The following is a 13,144-nucleotide window of genomic DNA, read 5'->3' on the forward strand; positions in this document are numbered from 1 at the left end:
CGCGGGTGAAGTGACAGCGCGGTTGCAGTGACGGCACGGGGCCGCACCCACCGCCCGCCGCGGGCGCGGCCCCGGTTTCCCCTCGGTGACGTCGACGGCACCCACGGCAACCGGACCGGCACGCCGTCCAGCGTTCCCAGCGGTGCGAGCACCTGGCCGCCACCGGGGCGGTCGAGGCTGCCACCTGGCGCGCCCTACGCGCGTAGATGCGGCCGCCCGTCCACCGGCCTCCGCCCTTTTGTTGCGGAGGGATGAAATCCGCTTCTGTCCGTGTTGGTGCCTTCCGGTAGATCAGGGCTGTCGACCGACGGAGGACACCGGCGTGAGCGCGCAAAGGGGCTGGGCACGGCGACTGGCGGGGTACGCATGGCGCTACCCCAAGGACGTCGTCCTCGCGCTCGGCTCCTCCCTGGCCGGCATGGCCGTCATGGCGCTCGTCCCGCTGGTCACCAAGGTGATCATCGACGATGTGATCGGCGACCACAGCCGCCGTATGGGCCCGTGGGCCGGCGCCCTGGTCGGCGCCGCCGCCCTGGTCTACGTCGCCACCTACATCCGCCGCTACTACGGCGGCCGGCTCGCCCTCGACGTCCAGCACGACCTGCGTACCGAGATGTTCGAGACGATCACCCGGCTCGACGGCCGCCGCCAGGACGAGCTGTCCACCGGCCAGGTCGTCGGCCGCGCCACCAGCGACCTCCAGCTGATCCAGGGCCTGCTCTTCATGCTCCCGATGACCATCGGGAACGTCCTGCTCTTCCTGATCTCCCTCGCGATCATGGCGTGGCTGTCGCTGCCGCTCACCCTGGTCGCCCTCGCCGTCGCCCCGGCCCTGTGGTGGATCGCCAGGCGCAGCCGCTCCAAGCTGCACCCCGCCACCTGGTACGCCCAGGCCCAGGCGGCGGCCGTCGCGGGTGTGGTCGACGGCGCCGTCAGCGGCGTACGCGTGGTGAAGGGCTTCGGGCAGGAGGACCAGGAGACCGGGAAGCTGAGGGAGGTCGGCCGCAGGCTCTTCGCGGGTCGCCTGCGCACCATCCGGCTGAACAGCACCTACACCCCCGCCCTCCAGGCCGTCCCCGCCCTCGGCCAGGTCGCCATGCTCGCCCTCGGCGGCTGGCTCGCGGTCCGCGGCCACATCACCCTCGGCACCTTCGTCGCCTTCTCCACCTACCTCGCCCAGCTGGTCGGCCCGGTCCGTATGCTCGCCATGGTCCTCACGGTCGGCCAGCAGGCGAGGGCCGGTACCGAGCGCGTTCTGGAGCTCATCGACACAGAACCGTCCATGACCGACGGCACGAAGACCCTTCCCGCCGACGCCCCCGCGACCGTCGAGTTCGACGACGTCTCCTTCGGCTACGACCACGAGCGCCCCGTCCTCGACGGCCTGAGCTTCGAGATCCGCCCCGGCGAGACCCTCGCGGTCGTCGGCTCCTCCGGCTCCGGCAAGTCGACGGTCTCCCTGCTCCTCCCGCGCTTCTACGACGTCACCCACGGCGCCGTCCTCGTCGGCGGCCACGACGTCCGCGAGCTCACCCACGACTCGCTCCGGGCCGCGATCGGCCTGGTCCCCGAGGACTCGTTCCTCTTCTCGGACACGGTCCGCAACAACATCGCCTACGGCCGCCCCGACGCGACCGAGGAACAGATCCTGACCGCCGCCCGCGCCGCCCAGGCGGACCGTTTCATCAAGGACCTCCCCGACGGCTACGACACCAAGGTCGGCGAACACGGCCTCACCCTCTCCGGCGGCCAGCGCCAGCGCGTCGCCCTGGCCCGCGCGATCCTCACCGACCCGAGGCTCCTGGTCCTGGACGACGCCACGTCGGCCGTGGACGCGCGCGTGGAGCACGAGATCCACGAGGCGCTGAAGCAGGTCATGCAGGGCCGCACCACCCTTCTGATCGCCCACCGCCGCTCCACCCTCAACCTCGCCGACCGGATCGCGGTCCTGGACGCCGGGCGCCTGGCCGACATCGGCACGCACGACGAGCTCCAGCAGCGGTCCGCGCTCTACCGCCGCCTGCTCACCGACCCCGACGAACTCGGCGGCGTCTCACCCGGCCACACCCCGCCCGCGTGTCCTCAGGAGGACACCTCCGTACGCGACGAGCTCGATGCCGAGTTCGACGCCGAGCGCGGGGTGACCCCGCGCCTGTGGACGGGCGACCGTGAGCCCAAGGACCACGCCCTGACCGGGATGCCGGCCACCCCCGAACTCCTGACCCAGGTCGACGCGTTGCCCCCGGCGACGGACACGCCGGACATCGACGAGGCGCGTGCGGTACAGCCGGAGGAGTCGTACGGCCTGAAGCGCCTGCTGCGAGGCTTCGGGCTGCCCTTGCTGGTCAGCCTCGGCCTCGTCGCCGTGGACGCCGGCATGGGTCTGCTGCTGCCGATCCTCATCCGGCACGGCATCGACCAGGGCGTCACCGCGATGGCGGTCGGCGCGGTCTGGTCGGCGTCGCTGCTCGGTCTGCTCGCGGTGGTCGCCCAGTGGGCGGCGCAGATCGGCGAGACCCGGATGACCGGGCGGACGGGCGAGCGGGTCCTGTACTCCCTCCGACTGAAGATCTTCGCCCAGCTCCAGCGGCTCGGACTCGACTACTACGAGCGGGAGTTGACCGGCCGGATCATGACGAGGATGACGACGGACGTCGACGCGCTGTCGACCTTCCTCCAGACGGGGCTGGTCACCGCCTTCGTCTCCGTCGTCACCTTCTTCGGCATCATGGTCGCGCTGCTCGTGCTCGACGTACAGCTGGCACTGGTCGTGTTCGCGACCCTGCCTCCGCTGTTCGTGGCCACGTTCTTCTTCCGCCGGGCGAGCGTGAAGGCCTACGAACTCGCCCGTGAGCGTGTGTCGTTGGTGAACGCAGACCTCCAGGAGTCGGTCTCGGGGCTGCGGATCGTGCAGGCCTTCCGGCGGGAGCGGGACGGCGGGGCGCGGTTCGCGGAGCGCAGCGACAGCTACCGGAAGGCGCGTACCCGGGGTCAGTGGCTGATCTCGATCTACTTCCCGTTCGTCCAGCTGCTGTCGTCCGTGGCGGCCGCCGCGGTGCTGATCGCGGGCGCGGGCCGGGTGGACGAAGCCACGCTCACGACGGGCGCGCTGGTCGCGTATCTCCTCTACATCGACCTGTTCTTCGCGCCGGTCCAGCAGCTCTCCCAGGTCTTCGACGGCTACCAGCAGGCCACGGTGTCGCTGGGCCGCATCCAGGAGCTGCTCCAGGAACCGACCTCCACGAAGGCGGCCGACGAACCCCTCGAAGTCCTCTCCCTGCGCGGTGAAGTCGCCTTCGAGGACGTGCACTTCGCGTACGGCTCCGCCGAAGAGGCACACGGGGAAGAGGCGCTCGGCGGCGTCGGGTTGAGCATCCCGGCCGGGCAGACCGTGGCCTTCGTCGGCGAGACGGGCGCCGGGAAGTCGACGCTCGTGAAGCTCGTGGCGCGGTTCTACGACCCCACGGGCGGCCGGGTCACCGTCGACGGCACCGACCTCCGCGCCCTGGACATCACCTCGTACCGCCACCGTCTGGGTGTCGTCCCGCAGGAGGCGTACCTCTTCCAGGGCACCGTCCGTGACGCCATCGCCTACGGCCGCCCCGACGCCACCGACGCCCAGGTGGAGGCGGCGGCCCGTGCGGTCGGCGCGCACGAGATGATCGCCACGCTGGACGGCGGCTACCTCCACGAGGTCGCCGAGCGCGGCCGCAACCTCTCGGCCGGCCAACGCCAGTTGATCGCGCTCGCCCGCGCCGAACTGGTCGACCCCGACATCCTCCTCCTCGACGAGGCGACGGCCGCCCTCGACCTCGCCACGGAAGCCCAGGTCAACCTGGCGACGGACCGCCTGGCAGGCCGCCGTACGACCCTGGTGGTGGCGCACCGCCTGACCACGGCGGCGCGCGCGGACCGGGTGGTCGTCATGGATCACGGGCGGGTCGTCGAGGACGGTACGCACGACGAACTGCTCGCCCTGGACGGGCGGTACGCCGAGCTGTGGCGGACCTTCATCGGGGAGCCGGGCGCGGAGGAGCCGGTCGGGGTGTCTCGCTGACGGTCGTGCAACCATCCGACGTACGTCATGCGTCCGTACATCAGTACGTTCGTTGGCGGTGATGGGGGAGGGGTTGCAGTGGACACTGGTGCGATACGTCGGCGGATGGCGCTCGGCATGGCCGTGCTGACCGCGTCCGGACTGCTCGCGCTGGCGGCGCCGGGGAACGCGCAGGCCGCCTCGTACTGCGCGGGGCGGAAGGTGCGGGACCTGCCGTTCTCCACGGGGGTCGTGCAGGTCTACAAGCGCGACGGCTACGTCTGCGCCGTCACCTTCCCCGCCAAGTCCTCCACCGCCAAGCGGCCCATGTCGGTCAGCGTCCAGGCCCGCGGCAACCGCCCCGTCGTCGACAAGGGGCGGTACTCGCACCACGCCGGCCCGGTGACCGTGCACGCGGGACACCGGTGTGTGTGGATCAAGGGGTCGGTGAGCCGGGGGTCGATCAGCTCCGGCTGGATTCTCTGCTGATCAACTCCCCTTATGACACCTGGGTGCGGCACAACGCCCGGCACATGCTCTTGGTCTACGGCCAGAACGACCCCTGGGGAGCGGAGCGGTTCCGCGTCGGCAAGGGCGCGAAGGGCTCGTACGTCTTCACGGCACCCGGCCTGGACCACGGCGCGAACGTCGCCGGCCTGGTCGCCGACCAGAGGACGTTGGCCACGGCCCGCATCCTGGAGTGGGCGGGCGTCCCGGCGGCGACCGCGGCGCAGGCGAAGCCGCTGGCCACGTTCGATGCCAGGCTGGACCAGCGGGACGTCGAACGCGAACCGGCGCTGCGTCCGTAACACCGCCCGGCAGCCACGGCGCGCGGACGCGGCCCCGCCGCACTCCGCCGTCGTGGCCGGCCGCCGTCGCGGCGGGGCGAGGGCCTGGACGGCCCGCGCGTAGCCCAGGCCGGGGCCAGGGTTGCCCGTCGGCGGGGGAGGGCTTGGGCGGCGCGTGTGCAGCCCTCTGGTCGGGGCCGGGGGCGCCTGTCGGCCGGGGGTTGTCGCGGCGGGGGAGGGCTTGGGCGGCCCGTGTGCAGCCCTCCGGTCGGGGCCGGGGGTCGTCGCGGTGGGGAAGGGCCTAGGCCGTCCGCGCGCAGCCCACCGGTTCGTTGCCCTTCAGCCGCACATACAGCGCCGTCCCCGTCGGGCACTGGGCCCGCTTGGCGACCGCCTTCACCACCTTGTACTGCGGCTTCCGCTTCCCGCTGCCGTCGCACGCCGTCTCGCGGACCTGGCCGTTGCCCGAGCCGTAGACGCAGTCGCCGACGAGGGTGCGCGGGCCGCCCCCGTTGCCGGGGTCGCCGGGGTGCGGGGGCTCCAGGTTGCGCATGCAGGCGTAGCCCTGTGGCACCGTGCCGTCCCCGGCCGTGTCGGAGGATGGACTCTGCCGGCTGATGTGGAGGACGAAGTCGGTGGTCGCCGGGCACAACGGCCCCGTGCTCACCTTGCCGTCGTAGCGCGCGATCACCCGCGCCGCCGCCCGTTCACTGGTGCACGGCACCTCGGTGAAGCTCGTCGTACCGAACGAGCTGCACTCGTCGACCGCCAGGAACTGCGCCCCGTAGCCGGTCTGTTGGGTCGAGGTCGCGCGTCCGCTTCCCGCGGACTCGCTGGGCCCGTCCCCGCCGGCACCGGACTTCGACAGGAGACCGCAACCGCTCACCAGGCCGACGACCAGTAACAGCAGTGCGCAGACCACCCCCGCGGACCATCTCTCACGCATCGCCATCCCCCACCCCCCCCTGGTCCAGCGTGGCCCGCCGCAGCGGGCGCACGCCAGACGCGCGGGATGCTTTGGGCCCGTTGGGGGTCGCACGCCGGGTGCGCGACGTATGTGCCCTACGCCCCGTTTAGTACGACAGTCCGTATCCGATGGGGTACAGCACCCGCGCCGGATCGTCCGCCCGCTGCACCGCCACCGGCAGCCTCCCGCGCGGCCCCACCTTCCCGGCGATCACCCGGGCCGCCGCCCGCAGCTCGACGTCCGTCCAGGAGTAGGTCGCCAACTGTGCGCGGACAGTGGGCAGTTGCGCCACGTCGTACGGGTTTCGGATCGCCACCGCGACCACCGGCTGCCCCGTCGCCACCAGCTGCTCGGCCAGGGTCCTCTGTGAGCCGGTCGCCGTGAGGTTGTAGGTGGCGATGACGACGGCGTCCGCGTCCTGCGCCGCCGCGACCGCCTTGGCGATGGTGGCGGCGGAGGGTGCGGTCCCGGTCGACAGGGCCGTCGCCGTGAAGCCCAGCTCCGTGAGGGCCGTCGCCAGCACACCCGTCGGCGGGCCCGTCGTGCCGGACGGGGAGGCCGGGTCGGCGCCGACGACGAGGACCGTCCTGTGCGTACGGCGGGAGAGCGGGAGCAGGCCCCCCTCGTTCACCAGCAAGGTCGTGGTCCGCTCGGCGATGCGGTCGGCCGCCGCGAGATGTGCGGGGACGCCCACCACCCGGTCCACGCGGCCCTGGCTGACGTACGGCTGCTCGAAGAGCCGGAGCCGCGCCTTCAGGCGCAGGATGCGGAGGATCGACTCGTCGAGCCGGGACTCGGTGAGCTCTCCGTCCTGCACCGCCTTGAGGACGGCGTTCCAGGCGACCGCCAGGTCCGGCGGGTTGAGGAGCTGGTCGACGCCGGCCTTGAGGGCGAGCACGGGGACGCGGTCGTCGCCGTATTTCGTCCGTACGCCCTCCATGCCCAGGGAGTCGGTGACGACCACCCCGTCGTAGCCGAGTTCGCCGCGCAGGATGCCCGTGAGGATCGGGTGGGACAGCGTGGCCGGGTCACCGGAGTCGTCGAGGGCCGGGAACTGGATGTGGGCGGTCATGACGCAGTCGATGCCGGCCTTGATCGCGGCCCGGAAGGGCACGGCGTCCAGCTTCTCCCAGACCTCGCGGGTGTGGGTGATGACCGGGAAGCCGTAGTGGCTGTCGACGGCGGTGTCGCCGTGGCCCGGGAAGTGCTTGGCGGTGGCCGCGACGTGCGAGCGCTGGTATCCGCCGACCTCCGCGGCGACCAGGCCGGCCACCGCCTCCGGGTCGGCGCCGAAGGAGCGGACGCCGATGACCGGGTTGGCCGGGTTGACGTTCACGTCGGCGTCGGGGGCGTAGTCCTGGTTGATGCCGATCGCGCGCAACTCGGCGCCGGAGATCCGGCCGAGGGTGTGGGCGTCCTTGCGGGAGCCGCCGGCGCCGATGGCCATGGCGCCCGGGAAGAGGGTGGCGGGTGCGCCGACGCGGCAGACGATGCCGTGTTCCTGGTCCGTGGTGATGAGCAGGGGCAGGCCGCGGGGCTGGGTGAGGGACGCCTTCTGGATGCCGTTGGAGAGACCGGCGATCTGGTGCGGGTCCTTGGTGTTGTTGGCCCACGTGAAGTAGATGATGCCGCCGACCCGGTACCTGGCGATCAGCTCGGCGGCCGTGCGGACGCCGATCTCCTTGAGGTTGGCGTCGATGTCGGCCTGGTCGGGGGCGGTGGCGGAGGCGCCGTAGACCCGCATGACGAAGAGCTGGCCGACCTTCTCCGCCAGGGACATTCGGGAGATCAGGGCGCGGAGCCGCTTGTCGTCGGGGGTGCCGGCATGGGCGGGGGTGGTGCCGAGTGCCAGGGCCGCGGTGGCGCCTGCGCCGGCGGCGAGAACGGTACGTCTGGAGGGCACGTGCGCTCCTTCCGGAGTGATCCGCTGGAGATCAGCTGGAGATCAACTGAAGGAAACTTCCGTGGGGGAAGCAATATCCGGGAAGTTTCTGCCAGTCAAGGGAGCGCGCAGGGGAGGGATTTGGCGAAGGGGCCGCCATCGGCGCTGTTGGAGGGGGGCGCGCCGATGGCGGCTGTGCTGCCGGCCGCAGTACGGCGGAGAGGGTAGGTCAGCGATCGCAGCCAGCAGCGAGGGCCGACACCGCACGGCGGAGACTCATCCGGCAGCCTGGGGGTTGGACGAACCGTATTCGGGGTGGGTTCCCGCCTTCCCGGCGAATCCCGGAAGTCGGTGCCGGAGGGTTCAACGGGACGGGTGTGCCGTCACGTTCGGCCACTGCTCCTGCAGAGTGCGTACGGCCTCTGCGATGGCCGGACGACGGGCGGCTCCTTTGTCCGCCCATGCTGGGCGCCCCGGCGGGAGGTGGAGCCCGGGTCCACGGCGACTACGACCAACCCCTGGTGGCAGGCCATGCCGGGCGGGGTGGGGCCGGTGTCGGTGACGCGGGGGCGACGGGAATCGGTCCATCCCGTGGACGAGGCGGCGGTCGAGCCGGTGCTCGGCCGATCATGAGGGCATGCCCTCGATCGACATCCCCGGTTCCAAGTCCATCACCGCCCGCGCCCTCTTCCTGGCAGCGGCGGCCGACGGCGTCACCACCCTCGTACGGCCCCTGAGGTCGGACGACACGGAGGGGTTCGCGGAGGGGCTGGTCCGGCTGGGGTACCGGGTCGGCCGCACGCCGGACGCCTGGCAGGTGGACGGCCGCCCGCAGGGCCCCGCGATGGCGGAAGCGGACGTGTACTGCCGGGACGGCGCGACGACCGCCCGCTTCCTGCCGACCCTGGCGGCGGCCGGGCACGGTACGTACCGCTTCGACGCGTCGGAGCAGATGCGCCGGCGCCCGCTGCTCCCCCTCTCCCGCGCCCTGCGCGACCTGGGCGTGGACCTGCGGCACGAGGAGGTGGAAGGGCATCATCCGCTGACCGTGCGGGCGGCCGGGGTCGAGGGCGGGGAGGTGGTCCTGGACGCGGGCCAGTCCTCCCAGTACCTGACGGCGCTGCTTCTGCTCGGCCCGCTGACCCGCAAGGGCCTGCGCATCCGGGTCACGGACCTGGTGTCCGCCCCCTATGTGGAGATCACGATCGCGATGATGCGGTCGTTCGGCGTGGAGGTCGAGAGACAGGGCGACGTCTTCGTGGTCCCGCCCGGCGGCTACCGCGCCACGACCTACGCCGTCGAGCCCGACGCCTCGACCGCGAGCTACTTCTTCGCGGCGGCCGCGCTGACGCCGGGCGGGGAGGTGACGGTGCCGGGCCTGGGGGAGGGCGCGCTCCAGGGCGACCTCGGCTTCGTCGACGTACTGCGCAGGATGGGCGCGGACGTGAGGGTGGGCCCGGCTGCCACCTCCGTCCGGGGCACGGGCGAGCTGCGCGGCCTGACGGTCAACATGCGGGACATCTCGGACACCATGCCGACACTGGCGGCGATCGCCCCCTTCGCCTCCGGCCCGGTGCGGATCGAGGACGTGGCGAACACCCGGGTGAAGGAGTGCGACCGCCTGGAGGCGTGCGCGGAGAACCTGCGGCGGCTGGGCGCGGAGGTCGCCACCGGCCCCGACTGGATCGAGATCCGACCGGGCCTCGACCCACGCGGCGCCGAGATCAAGTCGTACGCCGACCACCGCATCGTCATGTCCTTCGCGGTGGCCGGCCTGCGGGTGCCGGAAATCTCGTTCGACGACCCGGGATGCGTACGAAAGACTTTCCCGGGTTTCCACGAGGCGTTCGCCGACCTGCGGAGTCGGCTGGCGGACGACCGGTGAGCTGAGAGGCGTCGTACGTGGGTTACGTGCTCGAAAGTCCGTTGCTGGAAGGCGAGTTGGTCCGCCTTGAGCCGTTGTCGCACCGGCATGCGGCCGACTTGGCGGTGGCGGCGGAGGAGGACCGGGACACCTACGCGTTCACGTGGGTGCCGAGGGCGGACGAGGTGAACGCCTATGTCGACGCGCAGTTGGAGCGGGCGTCGACGGGTCGGCTCGCGCCGTACGCGCAGGTGTCGCTCGCGACCGGGCGGGCGGTGGGGGCCGCGGCGTACTGGGAGCCGCGGTGCTGGCGGTCGGACGACCGGCTCGACGCGGTGGAGGTCGGGTTCACCTGGCTGGCCCGCTCGACGCAGGGCACGGGCGTGAACGCCGAGGCCAAGCTGCTGCTCTTCCGGCATGCGTTCGAGGTGTGGGGCGTGCAGCGGGTCGACCTGAAGACGGATGCCCGGAACAGCCGCTCCAGGGCGGCGATCGAGAGCGTGGGGGCACGCTTCGAGGGGGTCCTGCGGAACTGGTCGCGGTCCTGGGCGCCGGGGGAGGAAGGGCGGTTGCGGGACTCGGCGGTCTTCTCCATCACGGCGGGGGAGTGGGCGGAGTGCCGGGGGCGGTTGGAGGAGCGGGTGGCGGGATTCACGGCGCGGGTGTAGCGGTCGCTCGCCGGGCCGTCGGTCGGTGAGGCGACCGTTCGGGCCCGTCTCCTCGGACGAGCCCTGTCTTCGCCAACTCGCCCGAGGTCAGCCGCAGTTGGTCCAGTACCGTCCGTACCACCGGATCCTCCTCCGCCCCCGTCCGCACCGCCGCGAACACATGCCGGTGCGGTGGCTCGCCCTCTGTCGTCAGCAGGGCCAGGCGCCGGTGGGCGTACACGGGGCGGACGAGCCGGGGAACCAGTGCCACGCCCTGGCCCGCCTCCACCAGCGCCGCCAGCGCGCCCCAGTCGTCGACCGCGTGCCGGATGTCCGGGGTGAAGCCGGCCGCCGCGCAGGCCGAGCGGGCCACCGCACCGACGCAGCTGCGGGCGTCCCCGATGATCCACGCGTCGGCCGCCAGCTCCCGCAGCGGGACCCGGGCGCGACCGGCGAGGCGGTGGCCGGCCGGGACGGCGATGTCCATCACGTCCGTGAGCAGGTCGAACCGGCTGTAGCGGGCGTCCGTGTGCGGCGGCGCGGCCGCGTAGTGGACGGCCACCGCGACGTCGACCTGACCGCTGTCCAGCGCGGTGAAGAGATCCGGCGGCTGGGACTCGACCACGTCCACGCGGACCTGCGGCAGCCGCTCGCCCAGCGCCCGCAGCACCCCGGGCAGCAGACCGAGGATGCCGCTCGACAGACAGCCGATCGTCACCGACCCGCGGCCGCCCTCCCCGTACCCCGCCAGGTCGGCCCGCGCCCGCTCCAGTTGGGCCGCGATCAGGTCGGCGTGGGCCAGCAGGACACGGGCCTGGCCCGTCAGCCGTACGCCTCGGCCGTCCTTCTCCGTCAGCGGTGCGCCCACCTCGCGGGCGAGCGCGGCGATCTGCTGGGAGACGGCGGAGGGGGTGAGGTGCAGGGCCTCGGCGGTGCGGGCCAGGCTGCCGCGGCGCTGCAGCTCGCGCAGGACGGTCAACCGGCGTAGATCGACTGTGAAGCTCTCGCTTACCTGTTCCACGATGAAAGATTAACTGGACCGATGCCTCGCTCCACGGCCACCATCGAGCCCATGACCTCGCAGTTCCTCATCCTCCACGGCTTCCAGAACCACCGCCCCGCCGACCACTGGCAGCACCACCTCGCCGACCGTCTGAGCGAGCTGGGCCACCATGTCGTCTACCCCGGGCTGCCCGACCCCGACGACCCCGAACTCGACGTCTGGCTCGGCGAGTTGGCCGGTCACCTCGGCGCGCTCGACCCGGCCGCCGAGCGGGTCGTCGTCGCCCACAGCCTGAGCGTGGTGCTCTGGCTGCACGCCGTCGACCGAGGACTGCCCGGCCTCGGCGTCGACCGGGTCCTGCTCGTCGCCCCGCCTTCCCCGTCCGTCCTCGCCGGCATCCCGGAGGTCGCCGGATTCACCCCGCCCCCACTGGAGTCGACGCTGCCCGGACCGACCCTCCTGGCCGCAGGGGACGACGACCCGTACTGCTCCGAGGGCGCCCGCACCGCGTACGGCGACCCGCTGGGCATCCCCACCGTGATCCTGCCGGGAGCGGCCCACCTCGACCTCGACGCCGGCTACGGCGACTGGCCCGCGGTCCTGGACTGGTGCCTGGACCCGGACGCGACACTCACGACGCGTCCGGCGCCGTAGCCGAGCCGCTGTCCGGCACTTCTGCCGCCCCCTCCCGCAGCTCGGGCGTCGACACAGCCACCCCCGTCACCGCCGCCACACACAGCGCACCCCCGACGACCAGCGCCGTCGCCCCCGAGCTCCAGCCCGCCACCACCCCCGCCCGCAGATTGCCGAGCTGAGGGCCCGCCTGGCCGACGATCGTCTCGGCCGCCGTCACCCGGCCCAGCAGGGCGTCGGGGGTGTGGGTCTGGACGATCGTCGTGCGGGAGAGGACCGCGACCGCGTCCGCCGCGCCGGCCACCGCCAGCATCCCCAGGCCCGTCCAGGCGCTGGTGGTCAGGCCGAACAGGGCCAGCATCACGCCCCAGGTGGCGGACGCGCACAGCATCACCGGGCCGGGGCGGGCCAGTCGGGTCAGCGGGCCGGAGAGGGCGGTGGAGGTGACGCCGCCGACGGCGAGGGCGGACAGGAAGAGGCCCAGGGTGCGCGGGTCGCCGCCGAAGCGTTCGGCGTTGACCAGGGGGAAGAGGCTGGTCGGCATGGCCAGGAGGCAGGCCGCCAGATCGGTCAGCAGCGCGCCGCGCACGGTGCGGTGACCGACCAGGAACCGCAGGCCGTCCAGGACACCGTGGACGCCGGGCCGGGACCTCTCGCCCTCGGGCGGCAGCGCGGGGAGCCCGTAGGCGCCGTAGAAGGACATGCCGAAGCTCAGGGTGTCCAGCAGGTAGCAGACGCCGATGCCCCACCAGCCGAGCACGACACCGGCGACGGCCGGGCCGACCAGCATCATCGCCTGGCCGGTGGCCTGCTGGAGGGCCACACCGGCGCCCACCTGGTCCTTGGGCAGCAGCCTCGGCACGAACACGCCCGCCGCGGGCGCGCCGAGCGCGGCGAACGACGTCTGTACGGCCACCAGCGCGAGGACGACGGCCACCGGCACGTGCCCGGTGAAGCCCTGCACGGCCAGGAGGAGGGAGCAGAACGCCGAGCCGACGGTGCCCGTGAGGTACATCCGCCGCCGGTCCGTCCGGTCGACCCAGGCCCCCGCGAACAGGCTGACCCCGACCATGGGCACCGCCTGCGCCAGCCCCACCGCGCCCGTCCACACCGAGCTGTGGGTCATGTCCCACACCTGGTACATGACGGTGACCATGGTCATGAAGCTGCCCAGCGTCGACACCGTGCGCCCGATCAGCAGCCGCCGGAAGACGGGTGAGGTGCGCAGCGGCCGGACGTCGAGGAACGTACGGCCGAGGCTCATGAGGGCAGGAGAGGGTACGGGGCGGGCCGCTGTGGAATCACCGGGGGACCCTAAGCAGCG

9 protein-coding genes and 1 pseudogene are annotated in these 13,144 nt (G+C 72.6%); 6 read left to right on the forward strand and 4 right to left on the reverse strand.

What is annotated here, in order from left to right:
- The first annotated feature begins 322 nt into the window (after positions 1 to 322).
- From ACWC09_RS29645 to ACWC09_RS29655, 3 genes and pseudogenes are all read left to right on the forward strand, one after another.
- A complete protein-coding gene (locus tag ACWC09_RS29645; RefSeq protein ID WP_450853983.1) occupies positions 323 to 4,057 on the forward strand; it encodes an ABC transporter ATP-binding protein in 3,735 nt (1,244 codons plus the stop codon).
- Positions 4,058 to 4,135: 78 nt separating this feature from the next.
- On the forward strand, positions 4,136 to 4,525 hold the full coding sequence (locus ACWC09_RS29650) for a hypothetical protein (protein ID WP_450853984.1): 390 nt from the start codon (positions 4,136 to 4,138) through the stop codon (positions 4,523 to 4,525).
- Between the two features lie 14 nt (positions 4,526 to 4,539).
- A pseudogene (locus ACWC09_RS29655) lies at positions 4,540 to 4,845 on the forward strand (aminopeptidase); the annotation flags it as partial.
- Between the two features lie 280 nt (positions 4,846 to 5,125).
- Here ACWC09_RS29655 and ACWC09_RS29660 read toward each other — a convergent pair.
- A complete protein-coding gene (locus ACWC09_RS29660; RefSeq protein WP_450853985.1) occupies positions 5,126 to 5,770 on the reverse strand; it encodes a hypothetical protein in 645 nt (214 codons plus the stop codon).
- A gap of 127 nt (positions 5,771 to 5,897) precedes the next feature.
- On the reverse strand, positions 5,898 to 7,694 hold the full coding sequence (locus ACWC09_RS29665) for a glycoside hydrolase family 3 protein (RefSeq protein WP_450853986.1): 1,797 nt from the start codon (positions 7,692 to 7,694) through the stop codon (positions 5,898 to 5,900).
- A 616-nt stretch (positions 7,695 to 8,310) separates the two neighbouring features.
- Here ACWC09_RS29665 and aroA point away from each other — a divergent pair.
- Both aroA and ACWC09_RS29675 read left to right on the forward strand, forming a co-directional pair.
- A complete protein-coding gene (aroA, locus tag ACWC09_RS29670; RefSeq protein ID WP_450853987.1) occupies positions 8,311 to 9,558 on the forward strand; it encodes a 3-phosphoshikimate 1-carboxyvinyltransferase in 1,248 nt (415 codons plus the stop codon).
- 17 nt (positions 9,559 to 9,575) lie between these two features.
- The gene (locus tag ACWC09_RS29675; protein ID WP_450853988.1) at positions 9,576 to 10,205 is read left to right on the forward strand and encodes a GNAT family N-acetyltransferase; all 630 of its coding nucleotides are present in this window, start codon (positions 9,576 to 9,578) and stop codon (positions 10,203 to 10,205) included.
- Here the strand turns inward: ACWC09_RS29675 and ACWC09_RS29680 are convergent.
- Positions 10,189 to 11,205 (reverse strand): LysR family transcriptional regulator, encoded by a 1,017-nt coding sequence (locus ACWC09_RS29680; RefSeq protein WP_450853989.1) that lies wholly within the window; start codon positions 11,203 to 11,205, stop codon positions 10,189 to 10,191. The genes ACWC09_RS29675 and ACWC09_RS29680 overlap by 17 nt on opposite strands.
- A gap of 51 nt (positions 11,206 to 11,256) precedes the next feature.
- Here ACWC09_RS29680 and ACWC09_RS29685 point away from each other — a divergent pair, with 51 nt between their 5' ends.
- Positions 11,257 to 11,841, forward strand: a complete 585-nt coding sequence (locus ACWC09_RS29685) for an RBBP9/YdeN family alpha/beta hydrolase (RefSeq protein WP_450853990.1) — start codon at positions 11,257 to 11,259, stop codon at positions 11,839 to 11,841.
- Here ACWC09_RS29685 and ACWC09_RS29690 read toward each other — a convergent pair.
- Complete coding sequence (locus ACWC09_RS29690; RefSeq protein WP_450853991.1) at positions 11,819 to 13,084, reverse strand: MFS transporter; 1,266 nt, start codon at positions 13,082 to 13,084, stop codon at positions 11,819 to 11,821. The two genes, ACWC09_RS29685 and ACWC09_RS29690, sit on opposite strands and share 23 nt — an antisense overlap.
- Between the last annotated feature and the right edge of the window lie 60 nt (positions 13,085 to 13,144).

The sequence above is a fragment of the Streptomyces sp. NPDC001617 genome (assembly GCF_053596855.1).

Bases quoted from the DNA above. Each gene is read 5' to 3' on its own strand.
- ACWC09_RS29685 (WP_450853990.1), top strand. From the start codon at position 11,257: ATGACCTCGCAGTTCCTCATCCTCCACGGCTTCCAGAACCACCGCCCC.
- aroA (WP_450853987.1), top strand. From the start codon at position 8,311: ATGCCCTCGATCGACATCCCCGGTTCCAAGTCCATCACCGCCCGCGCC.
- ACWC09_RS29690 (WP_450853991.1), bottom strand. From the start codon at position 13,084: ATGAGCCTCGGCCGTACGTTCCTCGACGTCCGGCCGCTGCGCACCTCA.
- ACWC09_RS29660 (WP_450853985.1), bottom strand. From the start codon at position 5,770: ATGCGTGAGAGATGGTCCGCGGGGGTGGTCTGCGCACTGCTGTTACTG.